General features: G+C 55.8%; 17 protein-coding genes and 1 other annotated feature. Of the genes, 9 read left to right on the forward strand and 8 right to left on the reverse strand.

The genetic code is table 11. The features are described 5' to 3' along the window. Positions 1-94 precede the first annotated feature (94 nt). On the forward strand, positions 95-1,555 hold the full coding sequence (gene pdxR / locus OTG14_RS00840; protein ID WP_267214449.1) for a MocR-like pyridoxine biosynthesis transcription factor PdxR: 1,461 nt from the start codon (positions 95-97) through the stop codon (positions 1,553-1,555). Here pdxR and OTG14_RS00845 read toward each other — a convergent pair. The 6 genes from OTG14_RS00845 to acrA form a co-directional block, all read right to left on the reverse strand. Then, positions 1,527-1,994 (reverse strand): YlaC family protein, encoded by a 468-nt coding sequence (locus OTG14_RS00845; RefSeq protein WP_024906844.1) that lies wholly within the window; start codon positions 1,992-1,994, stop codon positions 1,527-1,529. The genes pdxR and OTG14_RS00845 overlap by 29 nt on opposite strands. A 117-nt stretch (positions 1,995-2,111) precedes the next feature. Continuing rightward, positions 2,112-2,663, reverse strand: a complete 552-nt coding sequence (maa, locus tag OTG14_RS00850) for a maltose O-acetyltransferase (RefSeq protein ID WP_090417995.1) — start codon at positions 2,661-2,663, stop codon at positions 2,112-2,114. Between the two features lie 205 nt (positions 2,664-2,868). After that, positions 2,869-3,087, reverse strand: coding sequence for an HHA domain-containing protein (locus tag OTG14_RS00855; RefSeq protein ID WP_010428174.1), 219 nt, complete (start codon positions 3,085-3,087; stop codon positions 2,869-2,871). Positions 3,088-3,114: 27 nt separating this feature from the next. Continuing rightward, entirely contained in the window at positions 3,115-3,489 is a 375-nt protein-coding gene (tomB, locus tag OTG14_RS00860; protein ID WP_008499288.1) for an Hha toxicity modulator TomB, read from the reverse strand. 509 nt (positions 3,490-3,998) lie between these two features. After that, a complete protein-coding gene (gene acrB, locus OTG14_RS00865; protein WP_045909754.1) occupies positions 3,999-7,145 on the reverse strand; it encodes a multidrug efflux RND transporter permease subunit AcrB in 3,147 nt (1,048 codons plus the stop codon). Positions 7,146-7,167: 22 nt separating this feature from the next. Then, positions 7,168-8,361: a multidrug efflux RND transporter periplasmic adaptor subunit AcrA gene (acrA, locus tag OTG14_RS00870; RefSeq protein ID WP_048991485.1), complete on the reverse strand. Its 1,194-nt coding sequence runs from the start codon at positions 8,359-8,361 to the stop codon at positions 7,168-7,170. Between the two features lie 140 nt (positions 8,362-8,501). Between acrA and acrR the strand changes: the two genes are divergently transcribed. Together acrR and mscK are read left to right on the forward strand one after the other, a co-directional pair. Further along, positions 8,502-9,155, forward strand: coding sequence for a multidrug efflux transporter transcriptional repressor AcrR (gene acrR, locus OTG14_RS00875; RefSeq protein ID WP_024906848.1), 654 nt, complete (start codon positions 8,502-8,504; stop codon positions 9,153-9,155). A 113-nt stretch (positions 9,156-9,268) separates the two neighbouring features. Beyond that, the gene (gene mscK, locus OTG14_RS00880) at positions 9,269-12,616 is read left to right on the forward strand and encodes a mechanosensitive channel MscK (RefSeq protein ID WP_267214450.1); all 3,348 of its coding nucleotides are present in this window, start codon (positions 9,269-9,271) and stop codon (positions 12,614-12,616) included. Position 12,617: 1 nt separating this feature from the next. Here mscK and rsmS read toward each other — a convergent pair whose 3' ends face one another. Both rsmS and priC read right to left on the reverse strand, forming a co-directional pair. After that, positions 12,618-12,794: a pleiotropic regulatory protein RsmS gene (gene rsmS / locus OTG14_RS00885; RefSeq protein ID WP_048225921.1), complete on the reverse strand. Its 177-nt coding sequence runs from the start codon at positions 12,792-12,794 to the stop codon at positions 12,618-12,620. Between the two features lie 14 nt (positions 12,795-12,808). Next, the gene (gene priC, locus OTG14_RS00890; RefSeq protein WP_248272961.1) at positions 12,809-13,336 is read right to left on the reverse strand and encodes a primosomal replication protein N''; all 528 of its coding nucleotides are present in this window, start codon (positions 13,334-13,336) and stop codon (positions 12,809-12,811) included. 50 nt (positions 13,337-13,386) lie between these two features. Here priC and OTG14_RS00895 point away from each other — a divergent pair, with 50 nt between their 5' ends. The 6 genes from OTG14_RS00895 (at position 13,387) to htpG (ending at position 19,460) form a co-directional block, all read left to right on the forward strand. After that, positions 13,387-13,764 carry a DUF454 family protein gene (locus tag OTG14_RS00895; RefSeq protein WP_013095896.1) on the forward strand — a complete coding sequence of 126 codons (378 nt, stop codon included), beginning with the start codon at positions 13,387-13,389 and terminating at the stop codon, positions 13,762-13,764. 151 nt (positions 13,765-13,915) lie between these two features. After that, positions 13,916-14,467 (forward strand): adenine phosphoribosyltransferase, encoded by a 552-nt coding sequence (gene apt / locus OTG14_RS00900; protein WP_000127359.1) that lies wholly within the window; start codon positions 13,916-13,918, stop codon positions 14,465-14,467. A gap of 88 nt (positions 14,468-14,555) precedes the next feature. Continuing rightward, the gene (gene dnaX / locus OTG14_RS00905; RefSeq protein WP_208763569.1) at positions 14,556-16,484 is read left to right on the forward strand and encodes a DNA polymerase III subunit gamma/tau; all 1,929 of its coding nucleotides are present in this window, start codon (positions 14,556-14,558) and stop codon (positions 16,482-16,484) included. Then, positions 15,814-15,878, forward strand: a sequence feature (DnaX frameshifting element). (Overlaps the previous gene by 65 nt.) A 53-nt stretch (positions 16,485-16,537) precedes the next feature. Next, a complete protein-coding gene (locus OTG14_RS00910) occupies positions 16,538-16,870 on the forward strand; it encodes a YbaB/EbfC family nucleoid-associated protein (RefSeq protein ID WP_003858972.1) in 333 nt (110 codons plus the stop codon). Beyond that, complete coding sequence (gene recR / locus OTG14_RS00915) at positions 16,870-17,475, forward strand: recombination mediator RecR (RefSeq protein WP_008499298.1); 606 nt, start codon at positions 16,870-16,872, stop codon at positions 17,473-17,475. The genes OTG14_RS00910 and recR overlap by 1 nt, the downstream gene beginning before the upstream one ends. A 110-nt stretch (positions 17,476-17,585) precedes the next feature. Next, entirely contained in the window at positions 17,586-19,460 is a 1,875-nt protein-coding gene (gene htpG, locus OTG14_RS00920) for a molecular chaperone HtpG (protein ID WP_267214451.1), read from the forward strand. The last annotated feature ends 86 nt before the right edge of the window (positions 19,461-19,546 follow it).

The raw sequence follows: 19,546 nt of genomic DNA on the forward strand, positions 1-19,546 counted from the left end.
TCCGTGACGTTGAAAAGAACTTCAGACTAGTGAATTGCTGGTTCCTTAAAAAGAACCACTGCGCTATGTTTTGATGGTTCCACGAGGAGGCGAGATGAATATACCGGGTGATGAATTTTATACCTTGCTCCATGCAGCCCTGAAAACACGCGGGGAAGAGACGCTCCAGCGCGCGCTCTACCTTGCTCTGCGGGAGGCCATAGTGTGCGGAAGGCTACGATCCGGCAGCCAGCTTTCCGGTTCGCGAACGCTTGCTCAGCAGCTCTCCCTTTCCCGGAATACCGTCAATGCGGCGCTGGACCAGCTCACTCTCGAAGGGTATTTGCAGCGTAATCGCCAGGGAACGCGGGTGGCACAGTTAGCTCACCGTTCCGTCACCCGGACAATGCCGGACCCTGCCATCGCGCTCGCAAAACGGGTCGGGCTGCTGCCTGCGCCAGTGCCCCGGGACACGCCTGTTCTGGCGTTTACCCCAGGCACGCCGGCCATCAACTATTTTCCGCTGCCGCTGTGGCGGCGACTGTACGATCGCGTGATGCGGGAGGAGGGAAATGCTCTGCTAGGGTATGGCGACCCGGCCGGCGAGCCGTCGCTGCGGGCCGCGATTGCCCGACATCTCGCCCTGTCCCGGGGTATTGACTGCGACGCCAGCCAGATTGTGATAACCGAAGGCGCGCTTGAAGGCGTCAACCAGTGTACGATGCTGTTGAGCGAGCCGGGGGATATCGCCTGGGTAGAAAACCCCGGCTATAGCGGGGCAAAAAGCGCGTTTGTTAAAACCGGCCTGGCAATGACGGGAATACCGGTTGATGACGAGGGAATGTGCTGGGAAGGGCTGGATGCGCCTGCACCCTCACTGATTTTTACCTCACCTTCGCACCAGTTCCCTTACGGGAGCGTGCTCAGCGCGCGGCGGCGGCTGGCGCTGCTGGAGCTCGCCCGGCAGCACAACGCGTGGATCATTGAAGATGATTACGACAGCGAGTTCCGTTATGCCGGTGAGCCCGTACCGGCGATGCTGGGAATGGTCAACAATGCGCCCGTTGTGTATCTGGGGACGTTCAGTAAAACGCTGTTTCCGTCGCTCCGGATGGGATTTATGGTGTTACCGCCAGCGCTGGCGAAAGCGGCTCGCCCGGCCATCGGCTCGCTGTTGCGCGGTGGGCACCGTGCCGAACAGCGCACGCTGGCGCTGTTCATTGAGGACGGTCATTACGCTCGCCATCTTGCCGCCATGCGTCGGCTCTACCGTAAACGCTATCGCCAACTGCGGGAGGTGCTGGGCGCAGAGCTTCATGCGCCGCACCGTATTCTGGCCGGTGAAGGCGGGATGCATCTGACGCTGGCGATAGACAATATTGATGACCAGAAACTGGTGGAGCAGGCGAGGGCGTTTCAACTGGCACCCGCTGCACTGAGCGGGTACTACCTGGAGGCGAAGCAGGGGCAAACCGGTCTGGTTTTAGGTTACGGCAATACCTCTGCTTCTCAGTTTGCCTCGGGGATCCGACGTCTGCAGGCGCTCATCACGCAGCAGCAGGGCGGGAAAGGCTAAAGACATCATAGAAAGAGAGTTGTCCTTTGGTGGAGACCATTTTCTGCAGCTTCTCTTTTTGCCCGGCTTCAACCGCCGGAGAGTGCAGGATGTTTTCGATCAGTTCCGCTGGCACGAAACGCGTGTTGTACCATTCGCCGTTGTAGCAGACCCGGAAATCGAGCACGTCGATATCTTCGTAACGGTAGCGCGGATTCACGTCGAAAAAGAAAAAGGCGTTAAAGACGACAAACAGTACAACCAGCAGCCAGACGGAGTCCACCAGCGTTTCGGATGTCAGCATTACAATAAGCGTCGCCAGCCAGGCGGCATACATGGCGACAAACAGTCCAGGATGTTTGCGAATAAAGCTAATGCTAAAGCGTGGGCGATTGTCGCGCTTTTCGCGGAGGTTAAGATCGTCGATGGTGGCGGTAAGCAGGCGCTGTATCTCGGTCATTTTTTGCCTTCATGAGAGTTGACAATACAGGGTGTCTGCCAATTTTAGGGGAGCCATCAGGCTGAAAAAAGTAACAGTCTGGCGCTAAAAGACCATAACAGTTGGCTCCCCGTAACCTCACAGCGTTTTAATGATTTTGGCCGGGTTGCCGCCAACGACGACGTTAGCCGGGACGTCTTTCGTCACGACGGCGCCGGAGGCCACCACGACATTATCACCAATAGTGACGCCAGGGTTAATGACCGCCCGGCCACCAATCCAGACGTTATCGCCAATGCTGACAGGTTTTCCAAACTCCACGCCGCTATTGCGTTCCTCCGCATCCAGCGGGTGGGTTGCCGTATAAATATGAACACCCGGCGCGAGCATGCAGTTATCGCCAATATGAACAGGGCAGACATCCAGCATTACACAGTCGAAGTTAGCGTAAAAGTTTTTGCCCAGATAAATGTTATATCCATAGTCGCAGCGGAAACTCGGTTCTATATAAGCGCCTTCGCTTTGTCCCAGAAGTTCCGCCAGAATGTTCTGGCGTTCTGTTTTTTCATCAGGTGCGGTGTGGTTATAGCGATAGACCAGATGGCGGGCTCGCAGTCGGTCGGCCCGTAACGTCTCATCGCCGGGACGATAATGTTCACCGGCAATCATCTTCTGTTTTTCTAAGCTCATTGGAAACCTCGCTGGATGTGATTACCGCAGGGTAATCTGAACAGGCCAGGAGGGGAACGTTCCCGAAAAGCCGATGTGACTGGCGTCACAACATTGCTGCTGAAAAACACGTTTTACGCGGAGACCTGGCCTGGGCACAGGGAGCATAACGGGATAGGTAAATACTGAGAACGAGGCGTAGAACTCTACAGACACCCTTCAAAGATTAACGGACAAATTTCCACACAGAAGTAGGGATTTTGTCATACAGCTTATTCATTGTCAGCTCGGCAAGACGATGGTCAGCGGCTGAATAAAATACCGCCAGCTCATTATCCGAAAGCTCGTATTTATTCTTTTCAATGACGCGCTCAAGCGTGTCAATTGACTGACAACGTCGTAAGCGCATCAAATAATCGACTTTTGTGAGTGGTTTATCAGACATAAATTCACCTTAGTAATTGTAATAATTTTAACAGGAAAGACTAACCGGGTTAGCTCTGCTCACGTTGACGAAACAGCGGAATAGCCGGTTCCCCGATTTACGCCATTTTTGCAAATCCTGGGCGTTAATGCCGTAACTGCTGAACAACATAAAGGTGTCGTCCAGGTATTCATCAATTTGCTCAATGAGCTTATTATCTTCATTGTACTTAATTTTATAATTAAGTGCGAAGGTTGCGATATGCTCTATCAGCTCATTCAACTGTAAATTGATAGCAGACGTTGGGTCGTTTACCCAGCCATGGTTGCTTTCATCAAGGTTGGCAAGGCAGTCATGGTACAAGGATTCGCAGAGAAATTTCAACTGCGCGATATCATGCCTTTTTGGCGAGTACTCGTCCATAGCGCATCCCCTTCTGAGTGATTTCTTACTCACCGAACAACATTGTCGGGATGGATACAACTGACTTAGCTACATGAGTGCTGTGTTCCTGATAACCTAACTATAAGCCACTCCTTCCTGGATTTCATCGCGCGATTACGAAAAATTACAAATAAAACCGCAGACATGCGAGCAAGTACGCAAATGGTCATCCCGGACTCAACTTTTTATCCAAATTAACGAGGGTGCTTTATCGCTTCCTTACGTTTCATCGGCTTAGCAAAATGATGAGAAAAGTTCAGATTCAGACTTATCTTTGTAAGAACTTCTTATTAGGAATATTCCTAATAACTTAAGCGGAGAAATGAAATTAAAAAAATCCTGAATTCACCGATTAAGTTATCAGTTAATTATGATATGTCTATTTAAGATGGCAGAAAATAAATAGAACCACAATAAGCGTAATTTATGATTTTTTCTGAAAATGAAAAAGGCCGCTAATGCGGCCTTTTTATCATGTGAAACCGGTATCAGTGAGGTTCTACCGAATGCGTGTGTTCAATATCCTCATTTTTCCGGCTGAAGCGGCGGCGAACCACCACGAAGAACACCGGTACGAAGAAGATAGCGAGTACGGTTGCGGTAACCATACCACCCATAACGCCTGTACCAACCGCGTTCTGCGCACCGGAGCCAGCACCGGAGCTGATTACCAGCGGCAGTACGCCGAGGATAAACGCCAGTGATGTCATCAGGATTGGGCGCAGACGCATACGAACAGCCTCAAGCGTCGCCTCAATCAGACCTTTACCTTCTTTCTCCATCAGATCTTTGGCGAATTCAACGATAAGTATCGCGTTCTTCGCCGACAAGCCAATGGTTGTCAGCAGGCCTACCTGGAAGTACACGTCGTTGGTCAGTCCACGGAACGTTGCCGCAAGCAGCGCACCGATAACCCCAAGCGGTACCACCAGCATAACGGAGAACGGAATTGACCAGCTCTCGTACAGCGCTGCCAGACACAGGAAGACGACGATCAGTGAAATCGCGTACAGGGCAGGGGCCTGGTTTCCGGACAGACGTTCCTGATAGGACATACCGGTCCAGTCGTAGCCGATCCCCGAAGGCAGTTTGCTCGCCAGCTCTTCCATCAGGTTCATGGCTTCACCGGTGCTTCGGCCCGGCGCGGCCTGACCCAGGATCTCCATCGATGGCAGACCGTTATAGCGTTCCAGACGCGGCGAACCGTATTCCCAGCGAGACGTTGAGAACGCCGAGAACGGTACCATCTGACCATTGCTGCCGCGCACGAACCAGCTGTTGATATCGTTTGGCAACATACGGTATTGCGCCTCGGACATCACGTACACTTTCTTCACGCGACCGCGGTCGATGAAGTCGTTAACGTAGCTACCGCCCCAGGCGGCGCCCAGCGTGGTATTAATGTCACTGATGGATACGCCCAGCGCCTGAGCTTTCTCCTGGTCGATGTCGATTTTGTACTGCGGCGTATCTTCCAGGCCGTTCGGACGCACGCCGACCAGCAGGTCAGGGTGCTTAGCCACTTCGCCAAACAGCTGGTTACGCGCCTGCGTCAGTTTTTCGTGACCCAGACCGCCCTGGTCAATCAGCTGGAAGTCGAAGCCGGTCGCGGTACCCAGTTCAACAATCGCTGGCAGGTTGAAGGCGAAGACCATCGCATCTTTAATCTGCGAGAAGGTGCCCATCGCACGGCCGGTAATGGCTTCAACCTTGTTCTCTTTGCCCGGACGTTCAGACCAGTCTTTCAGAGAAACGAAGGCAATACCGGTGTTCTGACCACGACCCGCAAAGCCAAAGCCGTTAACTGCAAACACGGATTCAACGTTGTCTTTCTCTTTGGTGAGGTAGTAGTCCGTCACTTCGTCCAGCACTTTCTGGGTTCGCTCTTGCGACGCACCCGCAGGAAGCTGTGCCATTGTCAGGAACACGCCCTGGTCTTCATCCGGCAGGAACGAGCTTGGCAGACGAACGAACAGGAACGCCATCCCCACCACGATGATGATATAGAGCAGCAGGTAACGACCGGTGCTGCGCAGGATGTTGCCCACGCTGTCGGTGTAGTGGTGCGTACTCTTGTCAAACATGCGGTTAAACCAGCCGAAGAACCCTTTATGCTCGCCGTGACCGCCTTTCTGAATCGGCTTCAGCATGGTGGCACACAGCGCAGGCGTCAGGATCAACGCGACCAGCACCGACAGCGCCATCGCGGAAACGATGGTAATCGAGAACTGACGGTAAATCGCACCGGTAGAGCCCCCGAAGAAGGCCATCGGGATAAATACCGCAGACAGCACCATCGCGATACCGACCAGCGCGCCCTGGATCTGGCCCATTGATTTACGGGTCGCTTCCTTCGGCGGAAGACCTTCTTCCGCCATCACGCGCTCGACGTTCTCTACCACCACGATGGCGTCATCCACCAGCAGGCCGATGGCGAGCACCATCCCGAACATCGTCAGGGTGTTTATCGAGTAGCCAAATATCGACAGGATCGCAAAGGTCCCGAGCAGAACAACCGGCACGGCAATCGTTGGGATAAGCGTCGCGCGGAAGTTTTGCAGGAACAGGTACATCACCAGGAAGACCAGGATGATCGCTTCTACCAGCGTTTTAACCACTTCGTGAATCGAAATTTTGACGAACGGCGTGGTGTCGTACGGGTAAACGATTTTCAGACCTGACGGGAAGAACGGTTCCATTTTCTTCAGCTCTGCGCGGATCGCCGTGGCGGTGTCCAGGGCGTTAGCACCTGTCGCCAGTTTGATACCCAGACCGGAAGCCGGTTTACCGTTAAACTTCGCGATGATGTCGTAGTTCTCACCGCCCAGCTCTACTTTTGCCACGTCGCGCAGGCGAACCTGGGAACCGTCCTGATTCACTTTCAGCAGAATTTTGCTGAACTCATCGGCAGAGGTCAGACGGGTCTGCGCGATGATCGAGGCGTTAAGCTGCTGGCCTTTCACCGGCGGCGTACCACCTAGCTGACCGGCTGCCACCTGGGCGTTCTGCGCTTTAATCGCATTGATCACGTCAACGGGGGTCAGCTGGAAGTTGTTCAGCTTGTTAGGATCCATCCAGATACGCATTGCGTACTGAGAACCGAACAGCTGAACGTCACCCACACCGGAAGTACGGCTGATGGCGTCCTTCATATTGGCGCCCACGTAGTCGGAAATATCCTCCTGCGTCATGGTGCCGTTGGTGTTGATAACGCCGACAACCATCAGGAAGCTGCTGGACGATTTCTCGACGCTCACACCCTGCTGTTGTACTTCCTGCGGCAGCAAAGGCATCGCCAGCTGCAGTTTGTTCTGTACCTGAACCTGCGCAATGTCAGCATCCGTACCTGACTGGAAGGTCAGGGTGATCTGAACTGTACCGGTAGAGTCACTGTTTGAGGACATGTACATCAGGTTATCGATACCGTTCATGTTCTGTTCGATAACCTGAGTGACGGTGTCCTGCACCGTTTTCGCATCAGCCCCAGGGTAGGTTGCGGAGATGGTCACCGCCGGTGGCGCAATCGTTGGATATTGCGCGACAGGCAGCTTCAGGATCGCAAGTCCCCCGGCCAGCATGATGATAATGGCGATCACCCACGCAAATATGGGGCGATCGATAAAGAAATTAGGCATGTCTTAACGGCTCCTGTTTAAGTTAAGACTTGGTTTGTTCTGACTGGCCAGCGGCCGAAGCTTGTTGTTTATCGTCAGATTTCACTTCCTGTGCTTTAACCTGCGCGCCAGGACGAACTTTTTGCAAACCAGAAACAATCACGCGATCGCCATCTTTCAGACCTTCCGTCACCAGCCATTTATCGCCAATCGCCTGGGTGGCGGTGATATTGCGCGTTTCGACTTTGTCATCTGCTCCAACAACCAGTGCGCTCGCATCGCCGCGTGGCGTACGGGTCACACCCTGCTGTGGAACCAGAAGGGCGGTTGGATTCGTTCCTTCTTCCAGACGCGCGCGAACGAACATACCTGGTAGCAGGTTTTTGTCAGGGTTCGGGAAAATCGCACGTAAGGTGATGGAACCGGTGGTCTGGTCGACCGTCACGTCAGAGAATTCCAGCGTACCTTCCTGCGGGAACTTGATACCGTCGTTGGTAATCAGCTCCACTTTGGCTTTGCCGTTTTCCTGTTTCAGGGTGCCGTTAGCCAGCTCCTGTTTCAGGCGCAGGAAATCGTTGCTGGACTGCGTCACGTCAACGTAGATCGGATCAAGCTGCTGCACGGTCGCCAGCGCGGTGGTCTGACCGTTCTGCACCAGTGCCCCTTCCGTGACGGAAGACTTACCAATACGACCGTTGATAGGGGAGGTCACTTTGGTATAGGCCAGGTTAATGCGCGCGGTTTCGACCGCCGCTTTGGCTGCCACTACGGCTGCGTTAGCCTGCTGCGCATCTGCCAGGGCGGTATCGTAATCCTGTTGGCTGATGTACTTGGTACCAAGCAGTTTTTGATAACGATTCACCGTCAGCTGGGCAATTTTTGCTGCGGCCTGTGCTTTCGCCAGGTCGCCTTTCGCGCTTTCATAATTTGCCTGATAGGTTGCGGGATCAATCTGATACAGAGACTCACCGGCCTTCACATCACCGCCTTCGGTGAAGTTACGCTTCAGGATAATGCCACTAACCTGAGGACGCACTTCCGCAATGCGGTAAGCATTTGTACGGCCTGGTAACTCGGTGGTGATTTGTAGAGGTTCAGATTTGAGCGTCACGACGCCTACTTCTGGCGCCTGCTGAGCTCCTTGTTGAGCTGGTTTGTCGTCACATCCTGTTAGCGCTAAGCTGCCTGAGAGCATCAGAACGACCGCCAGAGGCGTTAACCCTCTGTTTTTGTTCATATGTAAACCTCGAGTGTCCGATTTCAAATTGATCAAGGGTCCTGAGTCTAAAACCCGTTGCTGCGTTTATATTATCGTCATGCTATGGTACATACATTCACAAATGTATGTAAATCTGACTCCTGTAAATTCACCCACCTATGGCACGAAAAACTAAACAACAAGCGCTGGAAACCCGACAACACATTCTGGATGTGGCAATACGTTTGTTCTCTCAGCAGGGTGTTTCGTCAACCTCGCTGGCACAAATTGCTCAGGCTGCCGGTGTGACGCGGGGAGCGATTTACTGGCATTTTAAAGATAAGTCAGATCTGTTCGGTGAAATCTGGGAGCTTTCAGAGTCCAGCATTAGCGATCTCGAGAGTGAGTATCGGGCAAAATTCCCTGATGATCCACTCTCAGTAATGAGAGAAATATTAGTATATATCCTTGAAGCGACGGTAGTTGAAGAACGTCGCAGATTAATGATGGAAATAATTTATCATAAATGCGAGTTCGTGGGCGAAATGGCGGTGGTGCAACAGGCGCAACGCAGCCTCAGCCTCGAAAGCTATGACCGTATCGAACTGAACCTGAACCTGTGTATGCAGGCAAAGCTGTTACCGGCCAATCTCTTGACCCGCCGGGCGGCTATCCTGATGCGCGGCTACATTTCAGGTCTGATGGAAAACTGGCTGTTTGCCCCGCAATCCTTTGACCTCAAAGAGGAAGCCCGCAGCTACGTGGCGATTTTACTGGAAATGCTACAGCTCTGCCCGTCGCTGCGCAGCGACGCGCCGTCGCTAACTGCCTGAGTCATTTCCAGGATTTATCTCAGAGGCTCACGTTCGCGCTATTCTGCTTCCGGCGAGCGTGATATTCTTCACGCCGGACTATTTTCGGTCATCTTCTGACATCATTCACAACTATGCTGCCCATCAATCGCTCGCAACATCCTGTTTTTGCATTGCTCTTTGCGATGCTGTTTTTCTTTGCCACGGCGCCGCTGACCTGGGCCCGCGCCGATAACAGCAATGACATTCCCTCGCGTGGCGATGTTCAGTCGCAGCTCGACGCGCTGAACAAACAAAAAGAGCTCTCTCCTCAGGATAAGCTCATCCAGCAGGATCTGACGGAAACGCTGGAAACGCTGGATAAAATTGAACGCGTCAAAGCCGATACCGCCCAGCTTCGTCAGAAGGTGGCGCAGGCTCCTGAAAACATGCGCAAAGCGACGGAATCACTGAACGCCCTGAGCGACGTCGATAACGATACCGAAACGCGCAAGACGCTCTCGACGCTCTCTTTACGTCAGCTGGAGTCGCGCGTCGCGCAACTGCTCGACGACCTGCAAACCGCGCAGTCCGACCTCGCGACCTATAACAGCCAGCTTGTCTCCCTGCAAACCCAGCCGGAACGCGTGCAAAACTTGATGTACTCCGCGTCTCAGCAGCTGCAGCAGATCCGTAACCGTCTGAACGGCACGACGGTGGGAGAGGGAACGCTGCGCCCGACCCAGCAAACCCTGCTGCTGGTTCAGCAGACGTTGCTCAATGCACAAATCGAACAGCAGCGTAAAAGTCTGGAAGGGAATACGGTGCTGCAGGACACCCTGCAAAAACAGCGCGATTACGTCACCGCCAACATTAATCGTCTTGAACACCAGCTTCAGCTGTTGCAGGAGGCGGTTAACAGCAAGCGCCTGACGCTGACGGAAAAAACCGCCCAGGAGGCCGTATCGCCTGATGAGACCGCCCGCATTCAGGCGAATCCACTGGTGAAACAGGAGCTCGACGCCAACCACCAGCTTAGCCAGCGCCTGATACAGGCGACGGAAAAGGGTAACTCACTGGTTCAGCAAAATATCAAAGTGAAGAACTGGCTGGATCGCGCGCTGCAGGCTGAGCGCAACATCAAAGAGCAGATCGCGGTCCTGAAGGGCAGCCTCCTGCTGTCGCGTATTCTCTACCAGCAGCAGCAGACGCTCCCGTCCGCTGATGAGCTGGAAGACATGACCAACCGCATCGCGGATTTGCGTCTGGAACAGTTTGACGTCAACCAGCAGCGCGATGCCCTTTTCCAGAGCGATAGCTTTGTCGCCAAAATTGAAGAGGGCCATTCCAGCGACGTGAACCCGGAAGTGCACGACGCGCTGCTCCAGGTCGTCGATATGCGTCGCGAGCTGCTGGACCAGCTCAACAAACAGCTGGGTAACCAGCTGATGATGGCCATTAACCTGCAAATCAACCAGCAGCAGCTGGTGAGCGTCTCGAAAAGTCTGCAGGAGATCCTGACCCAGCAGATTTTCTGGGTAAACAGCAACAAACCGATGGACTGGGACTGGATTAAATCCTTCCCTGAGACGCTGAAAACGCAGATTAAGAGCATGAAGATCACCGTAAACTGGGAGAAAGCCTGGCCTGCGGTGACGATTGCCTTGCTCGCGGGATTACCGCTGCTGCTGATTGCTGGCCTGATCCGCTGGCGTCTGGGCTGGCTGAAAAAATACCAGGCGAAGCTGGCCTCCGAAGTGGGGCAACTGCGTAACGATAGCCAGCTTCATACGCCAAAAGCGATTCTGATCGATCTCATTCGCGCCCTGCCGGTGTGCCTGATTATTCTGGCTGTGGGCCTGATTCTGCTCACCATGCAGCTCAACGTCAGCGATCTGCTGTGGGCGTTCAGTAAAAAACTGGCGCTGTTCTGGCTGGTGTTTGGCGTGTGCTGGAAGGTGCTGGAAAAAGACGGCGTGGCGGTGCGTCATTTCAACATGCCTGCGCAGCTGACCAGCCACTGGCGTCGCCAGATTGTGCGCATCAGCTTGGCCCTCCTGCCGCTGCACTTCTGGTCGGTTGTTTCTGAGCTTTCCCCGCTGCATCTGATGGATGATGTGCTGGGCCAGCTGGTCATCCTGCTGAACCTGCTGCTGATTGCGATCCTGATGTGGCCGATGTGCCGCGACAGCTGGCGTGATAAAGAGTCCCACAATATCCGTCTGGCCACCGTGACCGTGCTGGCGATCATTCCGCTGGCGCTGATGGTGCTGACGGCAACGGGCTACTTCTATACCACGCTGCGTCTGTCCGGGCGCTGGATTGAAACGGTCTATCTGGTGATCGTCTGGAACCTGCTCTATCAGACCGTACTGCGCGGCCTGAGCGTGGCGGCCCGCCGCATCGCCTACCGCCGTGCCATTGCGCGTCGTCAGCATCAGGTGAAAGAGGGGGCCGAAGGCGCGGAGCCACAGGAAGAGCCGACCATCGCGCTGGAGCAGGTTAACCAGCAGACGCTGCGTATCACCATGCTGGTGATGATCGCCCTGTTTGCGGTGATGTTCTGGGCTATCTGGTCCGATCTTATTACCGTTTTCGCCTATCTCGACAGTATTACCCTCTGGCAATACAACGGCACCGAAGCGGGCGCGGCGGTCATGAAAAGCGTGACCATGGGCAGCCTGCTGTTTGCGCTGGTGTCGTCGGTGGTGGCCTGGGCGCTGATCCGCAACCTGCCAGGCCTGCTCGAAGTGCTGCTCCTGTCACGTCTGAATCTTCGCCAGGGGGCGTCCTACGCCATTACGACGATCCTCAACTACGTGATCATTATTGTTGGGGCGATGACGGTCTTTGGTTCGCTTGGCGTCTCGTGGGATAAACTGCAGTGGCTGGCGGCCGCCCTCTCGGTCGGTCTTGGTTTTGGCCTGCAGGAAATCTTCGGTAACTTTGTCTCCGGCCTGATCATCCTGTTCGAACGTCCGGTACGTATCGGCGATACCGTCACCATCGGCACGTTCTCGGGAACGGTCAGCAAGATCCGTATTCGTGCGACCACCATCACCGACTTCGATCGCAAAGAGGTGATCATCCCGAACAAAGCGTTCGTGACCGAGCGTCTGATCAACTGGTCGCTCTCGGATACGGTGACGCGCGTGGTGATCCGCCTGGGCGTGGCCTATGGATCGGATCTGGATAGGGTGAAAGAGGTGCTGCTGAAGGCGGCGTCTGAGCATCCGAAAGTGATGCACGATCCGGCTCCGGCGGTCTTCTTCACCACCTTTGGGCCGAGTACGCTGGATCACGAGCTGCGTTTATACGTGCGTGAACTGCGTGACCGCAGCTACACGGTGGATGAGCTTAACCGCTCTATCGATCGTCTGTGCCGTGAAAACGATATTAATATCGCCTTCAACCAGCTTGAGGTTCACCTGCGTAACGAGAAAGGTGATGAGCATACGGAAGTGAAGCGCGACATTAAGGGTGATGACCCAACTCCGGCTTAATCTATTTTCCCTCTCCCCGTGGGAGAGGGTTAGGGTGAGGGGGAAGTTTCCCCTCAAAATCCCGCCGTACAATCTCCAGTGCCTTAAGCACCGTCCCGGCGGGGATCTCATGATTCTCCAGCAGCATAATCAAATCGACGGCCAGCTTGACCTCATCGGGTGCATTTTCCAGTGACATGGGTGTGGCTCCTGTTAACGGGTCAAACGTTCTATGACGCGTTCAATGTCATCCAGCGCCTGACGGCAGCGGACGATGCGTCCTTCCAGCGCGCTAATCTCGCGCATCAATAGCTGCTGCTCTTCCAGCGTTTCGCTGTTGTTCAGGCGCACCTCGCGTTCGCGCTTCATCTCAAACAGTCGGCGTTCAAACTCCTGGTTCTCCAGCCGTTTGCGCTGCCATTTGCCGAGCCCCGGCGAGGCGCTGTCCCAGGCGCGCAGCGGCCAGGCGGCGATTTCGCGATGCAGCGCGGTGATCTGCTCGGTGAGATGCGCCGCAAGCCACGCCACCTGTTCCTGCTGTTCATGCTCAACCGCATGGCGAAGCTCGTCGAGGTTCGTCTGCGCTTCAGCCAGGTAATCCTGAGTAACGGTGCTGCGGGTACGAAAAAGCTGCCGGTCAAAGCGCGGTTTCAGCGTGGCGTGCCCCATCAGCGGCGTGGCCTGCTCCCGCAGAGCAATCAGCTGATTTTGCAGCCTCTCAAGAAGCAGTGCTGTTTTCAAGGCGCTCTCCAGTGGTAAAGTAGCCGTTCAGTTTGATAACGATTCGCATTATGCAGCGTACTATTTTAATCATCATTGGCTGGCTTGCGGTAGTGCTGGGCACGCTGGGTGTGGTTTTACCCTTGCTGCCGACCACGCCGTTTATCCTGCTGGCGGCCTGGTGCTTCGCCCGCTCGTCACCGCGTTTTCACCACTGGCTGCTCTATCGCTCATGGTTTGGCGGCTATCTGCGGCACTGGCAAAAACACCGGGCCATGCCGCCCGGCGCCAAGCCGCGCGCGATCGCGGTGATCCTCATCACCTTCGCCATTTCATTATGGCTGGTGAAAATGATGTGGGTGCGGATCCTGCTGCTGGTCATCCTGACCTGCCTGCTTATCTTCATGTGGCGGATCCCCGTGGTTGATGAAAAGCAACAAAAGCACTGAAGCCTTATCATGGCTGTTGCAATTATTGCGTACAGCCAGTAAATTCGACCGTTTTCGAGCACAGGCGCGCCTGGTTAAAGGTTAAACAATTGTTACCTTTGCCGACCCGTTGCGCGCCGTGAGTAACACTGTTTCATTTAGGCACAAACCGATGACCGCAACTGCACAGCAGCTTGAATATCTGAAAAACAGCATCAAAAGCATCCAGGACTATCCAAAGCCTGGCATTCTTTTCCGTGATGTCACCAGCTTGCTGGAAGACCCGAAAGCGTACGCGCTCAGCATTGAACTGCTGGTCGAGCGTTATAAAAACGCCGGGATCACCAAAGTAGTAGGTACCGAAGCCCGTGGCTTCCTGTTTGGCGCACCGGTTGCGCTGGCGATGGGCGTAGGTTTTGTGCCGGTGCGTAAGCCGCGCAAGCTGCCGCGTGAAACCATTGCAGAAAGCTACGAGCTGGAGTACGGCACCGATCAGCTGGAGATCCACGTTGACGCGATCAAGCCTGGCGACAAAGTGCTGGTGGTTGACGATCTGCTGGCGACCGGCGGCACCATTGAAGCGACCGTGAAGCTGATCCGCCGTCTGGGTGGGGAAGTGACCGACGCGGCCTTCATCATCAACCTGTTCGATCTCGGCGGTGAACAGCGCCTGGAAAAACAGGGTATTACCAGCTACAGCCTGGTGCCTTTCCCGGGTCACTAATCCCGGTTTTCACAACCTCGCTCAATGGGTGAGGTTGTGATAGCATTCCCCTCCATAAATTCACCTTCCAGCGTTGCAGAGCCTGCCCATGAGTTATCAGGTGTTAGCCCGTAAATGGCGACCACAAACCTTTGCTGACGTTGTCGGTCAGGAACATGTGCTGACGGCCCTGGCGAACGGCTTGTCGCTAGGTCGCATCCATCACGCCTATCTTTTTTCCGGCACCCGCGGCGTCGGTAAGACCTCTATTGCCCGTTTGCTGGCAAAAGGTCTCAACTGCGAAACCGGGATCACCGCCACGCCGTGCGGCGTGTGTGATAACTGCCGGGAGATCGAACAGGGGCGTTTTGTCGATCTGATCGAGATCGACGCCGCCTCGCGCACCAAAGTGGAAGATACCCGCGACCTGCTCGACAACGTGCAGTACGCCCCGGCGCGCGGCCGCTTCAAGGTCTACCTGATCGATGAAGTGCACATGCTGTCGCGCCACAGCTTTAACGCTCTGCTGAAAACGCTGGAAGAGCCGCCCGCGCACGTGAAGTTCCTGCTGGCGACCACCGATCCGCAAAAGCTGCCGGTCACGATTTTATCGCGCTGCCTGCAGTTCCACCTGAAGGCACTGGACGTCGAGCAGATCCGTGCGCAGCTTGAGCACATTCTTGATGAAGAGAAGATTGTCCACGAACCGCGCGCCCTGCAGCTGCTGGCCCGCGCGGCGGACGGCAGCCTGCGTGATGCGCTCAGCCTGACCGACCAGGCGATTGCCAGCGGTGACGGCAAGCTCTCCACCGAGGCGGTCAGCACCATGCTCGGCACGCTGGATGACGATCAGGCGCTGTCGCTTATCGAAGCGATGATTGCCGCCAACGGCGAACGCGTGATGTCGCAGGTGAATGCCGCCGCTGCCCGGGGTATTGAGTGGGAAGGGCTGCTGGTTGAGATGCTCAGCCTGCTGCACCGCGTGGCTATGCTGCAGCTTTCTCCCTCCGCCATTGGTGCGGATATGGCGACCATTGAACAGCGGATGCGTGAACTTGCCCGCACCGTGCCGCCTGCCGACGTGCAGCTGTACTACCAGACGCTGCTGATTGGCCGCAAAGAGTTACCGTTCGCGCCGGATCCGCGTATGGGCGTTGAAATGACGCTGCTGCGCGCGCTGGCGTTCCACCCGCGCATGCCATTGTCGGAGCCGGAAGTGCCGCGGCAGTCTTTCGCGCCGGTCGCCCCTACGGCTGTGATGTCGCCGCAGCAGGTACCACAGCAGCCGACGCCGCCACCGCAGCAAAACGTGCCGCTGTCGGATGCCACCAGTTCGGTGCTTGCCGCACGCAGCCAGCTGCAGCGTGCCCAGGGAGTAACCAAACCAAAAAAGAGTGAACCGGCAGCGCCAGGAAGAGCGCGGCCGGTTAACAACGCCGCGCTTGAACGACTGGCCTCGGTAACGGAGCGCGTACAGTCGCGTCCGGCACCGTCCGCGCTCGAGCAGAAAGCCCCGGTGAAAGAAGAGGCTTACCGCTGGAAGGCAACCACCATCACCGAAGAGGTGAAGGAAGAGGTCGCCACGCCGAAAGCGCTGAAAAAGGCGCTGGAGCATGAGAAAACGCCGGAGCTTTCCGCGAAGCTTGCCGAAGAGTCCATTGCGCGCGACGCCTGGGCCGCTGAGGTCAGCAAACTCCAGTTGCCGAAGCTGGTGGAGCAGGTCGCGCTGAACGCCTGGAAAGAGCAGGACGGCAATCAGGTGCGTCTGCACCTGCGTCCGGGCCAGCGACACCTCAATTCTCCTGGCGCGCAAAAGGCGCTGGCCGAGGCGCTCGCCACATTACAGGGCGCGCCGGTTGAATTGACTATCATTGAAGATGATAATCCGGCAGTGAAAACGCCGCTCGAGTGGCGCCAGGCCATTTATGAAGAAAAGCTCGCGCAGGCGCGCGAGGCGATTATTGCGGATAACAACATTCAGACCCTGCGCCGGTTCTTCGACGCCGATCTGGATGAAGAGAGTATTCGCCCCATTTGATCGTGAGTCTGACTTACGGTTGTAATCCTTAAACGTGAAAAAGAGAGAAGCCTATGTTTGGTGGAAAAGGCGGTCTGGGTGGCCTGATGAAGCAGGCTCAGCAGATGCAGGAAAAAATGCAGAAGATGCAGGAAGAGATCGCTCAGCTGGAAGTCACGGGTGAGTCCGGTGCCGGTCTGGTCAAAGTGACCATCAACGGTGCGCACAACTGCCGTCGCGTGGAAATCGACCCAAGCCTGCTCGAAGACGACAAAGAGATGCTGGAAGATCTGGTTGCAGCCGCGTTTAACGATGCCGCTCGCCGTATCGACGAAACTCAGAAAGAGAAAATGGCTTCTGTTTCCAGCGGTATGCAGCTGCCGCCTGGCTTCAAGATGCCATTCTGATGCAAACCAGTCCGCTGCTCACGCAGTTAATGGAAGCACTGCGCTGCCTGCCGGGCGTTGGCCCGAAGTCGGCGCAGCGCATGGCGTTTACGCTATTGCAGCGCGACCGCAGCGGCGGGATGCGCCTGGCGCAGGCTCTGACCCGCGCCATGTCAGAAATTGGTCACTGTGCGGACTGCCGTACCTTTACCGAGCAGGACGTGTGTAACATCTGTACGAACCCGCGTCGTCAGGAAAACGGTCAGATTTGCGTGGTGGAGAGTCCGGCGGACATCTACGCCATCGAACAAACCGGGCAGTTTTCCGGCCGCTACTTCGTGCTGATGGGGCATCTCTCCCCGCTGGACGGTATTGGTCCGGATGATATCGGTCTTGACCGCCTTGAACAGCGTCTTGAGTCCGAAACCATCAAAGAGGTGATCCTCGCCACCAACCCGACGGTGGAAGGGGAGGCAACCGCCAACTACATCGCCGAGCTGTGCTCGCAGTACGGCGTTGACGCCAGCCGCATCGCCCATGGCGTGCCGGTGGGCGGCGAGCTGGAGATGGTGGACGGCACCACGCTGTCGCACTCTCTGGCCGGGCGTCACAAGATTATTTTCTGACCAAACGGAGGCTGCGCGCGCGGCCTCCGCTTGAAAATTTCCCCCCTTATCCCCATCTCTCACTCAACGTTTTAAAACCCCATTAAATGGCATTGTTGAGGTCGACATAGATGAAAGGACAAGAAACCCGTGGTTTCCAGTCAGAAGTAAAACAGCTTCTGCACCTGATGATCCATTCCCTGTATTCCAACAAAGAAATTTTCCTGCGTGAGCTGATTTCCAACGCATCCGATGCGGCGGACAAGCTGCGCTTCCGCGCGCTGTCTAACCCGGATCTGTACGAAGGCGACGGCGAGCTGCGCGTGCGCGTCTCGTTCAATAAGGAGAACCGCACCCTGACCATCGCCGATAACGGCATCGGGATGAACCGCGACGAGGTGATCGACCACCTCGGCACCATCGCCAAATCCGGCACCAAAGCGTTCCTCGAGTCCATGGGCTCGGACCAGGCGAAAGACAGCCAGCTCATCGGCCAGTTCGGCGTCGGTTTCTACTCGGCGTTCATCGTGGCGGACAAAGTCACCGTCCGTACCCGTGCGGCGGGCGACAGCGCTGAAAACGGCGTGCTGTGGGAGTCCAAAGGGGAAGGCGAATATACCGTTGATGACATCACCAAAGCGGATCGCGGTACCGAAATCACCCTGCACCTGCGCGAAGGCGAAGACGATTTCCTGAACGACTGGCGCGTGCGCTCCATCATCAGCAAATATTCCGACCACATTGCCCTGCCGGTCGAGATTGAAAAACAGGAAGAGAAAGACGGTGAAAACGTGGTTTCCTGGGAGAAGATCAACAAGGCGCAGGCGCTGTGGACGCGCAACAAGTCTGAAATTAAAGACGACGAGTACAACGAATTCTACAAGCACATCGCCCACGATTTTACCGACCCGCTGACCTGGAGCCACAACCGTGTGGAAGGTAAGCAGGAGTACACCAGCCTGCTGTACATCCCGGCACAGGCGCCGTGGGACATGTGGAACCGCGATCACAAGCACGGTCTGAAGCTGTACGTGCAGCGCGTCTTTATCATGGACGACGCCGAGCAGTTCATGCCGAACTACCTGCGCTTTGTGCGCGGCCTGATCGATTCTAACGATCTGCCGCTCAACGTCTCCCGTGAAATTCTGCAGGACAGCACCGTCACCCGTAACTTGCGCAACGCCCTGACCAAACGTGCGCTGCAGATGCTGGAAAAACTGGCGAAAGACGATGCGGAAAAATATCAGACCTTCTGGAAACAGTTCGGCCTGGTGCTGAAAGAAGGCCCGGCAGAAGACACCGCGAACGTTGAAACCATCGCCAAACTGCTGCGTTTCGCCTCAACGCATACCGACTCCTCCGCGCAGACCGTGTCGCTGGAAGAGTACGTCTCCCGCATGAAAGAAGGGCAGGAGAAGATCTACTACATCACCGCCGACAGCTACGCGGCGGCGAAGAGCAGCCCGCACCTGGAGCTGTTGCGCAAGAAAGGCATCGAAGTGCTGCTGCTTTCTGACCGCATCGACGAGTGGATGATGAACTACCTGACCGAGTTCGACGGTAAATCCTTCCAGTCTGTAGCCAAAGCCGACGAGTCCATCGACAAGCTGGCGGATGAAGTGGACGAAAGCGCGAAAGAAGCCGAGAAGGCGCTGGAGCCGTTCGTTGAGCGCGTGAAAACCCTGCTGGGCGACCGCGTGAAAGAGGTGCGTTTCACGCACCGTCTGACCGACACCCCGGCCATCGTCACCACCGATGCCGACGAAATGGGCACCCAGATGGCGAAACTGTTCGCGGCGGCGGGCCAGGCGATGCCGGAAGTGAAATATATCTTTGAGCTTAATCCGGATCATCCGCTGGTGAAACGCGCAGCGGATACCCAGGACGACGCCCGCTTTGCCGAGTGGGTTGAACTGCTGCTGGATCAGTCCCTGCTGGCCGAGCGCGGCACGCTGGAAGATCCTAACCTGTTCATTAAACGTGTGAATGCGCTGCTGCTGGCGTAATTGACCACGCCTCCCCTGGTCTTCTCCCTCTCCCCGTGGGAGAGGGCCGGGGTGAGGGCACCAGACCGCACCCTCCCAAATAATCT

This window comes from Enterobacter pseudoroggenkampii (assembly GCF_026420145.1).
In the GTDB taxonomy this organism is placed as follows: domain Bacteria; phylum Pseudomonadota; class Gammaproteobacteria; order Enterobacterales; family Enterobacteriaceae; genus Enterobacter; species Enterobacter pseudoroggenkampii.